General features: G+C 48.9%; 2 protein-coding genes. Both read left to right on the top strand.

Annotated features, from left to right (window positions below; translation table 11 throughout):
* The first annotated feature begins 817 nt into the window (after positions 1 to 817).
* Positions 818 to 1,690: a hypothetical protein gene (locus C8J26_RS20290; protein ID WP_146168934.1), complete on the top strand. Its 873-nt coding sequence runs from the start codon at positions 818 to 820 to the stop codon at positions 1,688 to 1,690.
* 152 nt (positions 1,691 to 1,842) lie between these two features.
* Positions 1,843 to 2,004: FkbM family methyltransferase (locus C8J26_RS21250; protein WP_425275423.1), on the top strand; the 162-nt coding region annotated here is incomplete at its 3' end.

Raw genomic sequence — 2,004 nt, 5'->3', positions numbered from 1 at the left:
AGCGACATTTCGAAGCGCTTTCGATGTTTGACGATTGGTATGTCCACCAGGATATCGAATTCTGATTTCGGGCATTCGAGCCAAGCGCTGAGACCTTGGCTCGAATGTCATCCGTGTCGGCTCACAGCGATGCGCGCGGTTGATGTTGGGGCGTCGAGCAGTTTGTACTTGGGCGGTTCTTGCTCCGAAGACCTGCCCCAAGTCCCTAAAGGCGCCCGCTTCGGTTGCGGGTTATGACCCGGCGTAGGTCGCAGACCATTCGCTGTGCGCGAGCTTCCTGCCCGAAGCGGCACGGTAAAGCGCGACGGTGTTCAAGACGCAGGAGGTCAGTGATCAAACGGAATTTTTCCAATAACCAGCCTCGCGCTCGACAGGTCGATGGCCGACTGGCGATTTCGGACATCGTTCACGTGCTTAAAGTGTGATCTCGATGGCGCAACTGCCGCGCGAATACGCTCCGTCAATGGCGATCTATAATCGCTTTAATCGCCGTTCGCTCTGTCAGGCAGGCGGGATCCCCGTCATTCTCAGGCGCCGAAACCGCAGGCGAACCATCCGCTACGATACATAGCGAGACCGCGACGTCACTGGTGGAGAACGCCTTCTGCTGCCTAATGACTTCCGCCGTGTCACTACCTGGTGCAAAAAAGCTCGTTGCTTTGGTAGTCACTCTAAAACGTTAGACAATAAAGAGATTGCCCTAAGGGACTTGTCTTGGATCATATTTTTCTACAAAAACGAAAGATATAGTAGAGCTAAGTGACATACCATTAAATCTATGTTATAAGATATTTATATATCATAGATTAAGTTAAATATGAAGTTTAGTAAACTAATATCTATAATACTAATATTAGCAGCAATTTTGCTGGTAACATTCCAGTATTCGAGCAGTAAAATAAGAACGCCGTTAGGGCCCCAAAAAGAACAATGGCGCTACAGTCTAGCGTGGATTGATACGATCGATAAAGCTATGCCTGTCGTAACAAGGTATATCAGAAGACAACATGGATCGCACGATGAGAAGGTGGTCAAGGGTATTGACGAATTCGTCCGAGACCGGTTTGTACATGGTATTTCTCACACTTCTTGGCGGGAAAACTGGGCACTTTCGGCCTTAGGTGGAGCGCCTCCTTATGGGTTGAGCGTTCCGATTGGCGTAGATAGTATCTTGCGCCATCGTCATGCCATGTGCAGTCAACAGTCGATAGTTTTCATGGAATTGTTGCATCGGTTTGGTATGCATTACGCCGCTGTACGTTTTGCTTGGCCCAATGCTGAACCAGCTGGACGCGGACATTTTGCTGTAACGGCGAAGGTCGATGGTCAATGGAGATATTACGACTCCGATCTCGAGGCGGCAAACGCGCCGTTGATACGAGACATCTTGAATGGCAGGTCAGCGTCTGACACGTATCCGGGCAATCCATGGTGGGTACCTAAAATGCAGTATGCTGCGAAGCACGGAGGTATCGTGGTTGATAGTTTCGATACTCATCCGGGGCCGCGTGGATTGTTACTTCAAAAAATAACTTTGATATTCAGAGAATTAACTCCGGCAATAATATTATTAATTGCGTTTCTTAATTGGCCTGGCATCATGAGTAAGATGGGTAACAAATTTTCAAAAACTAACCGAAAATACGAAGATATTACCACCTTAAGAGAATTATCAAATGAGGTGCATTAAACAATCATTGCCTGGCTTGGCCTGGCCGCGGTTCGGTCTCGGTTGGAACGCGGCAAGCGTACATTAACGAGGTCGGGTAGCCAATCGGATAAGGTGGCTAGCTCAACCCGCGCTCTTTTTACGAAGGTCACTCCAGGGATGTATCCGGCGGCATCGATTATATCTTGATCGACACCAAAGGGGCCGAGCTCAGCATTCTCGGCGCGTTCGATTTCCAGACGTACAAGCCCAGTATCGTGACCGTCGAACATAATTTCGTCGATGCAAAGCGTGGGGCGATCTTCGAGGTGATGACAAGAAACGGGTATAAGCGA

The sequence above is a fragment of the Sphingomonas aurantiaca genome (genome assembly GCF_003050705.1).
In the GTDB taxonomy this organism is placed as follows: domain Bacteria; phylum Pseudomonadota; class Alphaproteobacteria; order Sphingomonadales; family Sphingomonadaceae; genus Sphingomonas; species Sphingomonas aurantiaca.
This window is presented reverse-complemented; position numbering and strand designations above follow the sequence as displayed.

Coding starts and splice junctions, on each gene's coding strand:
- C8J26_RS20290 (WP_146168934.1), top strand. CDS start 818: ATGAAGTTTAGTAAACTAATATCTATAATACTAATATTAGCAGCAATT.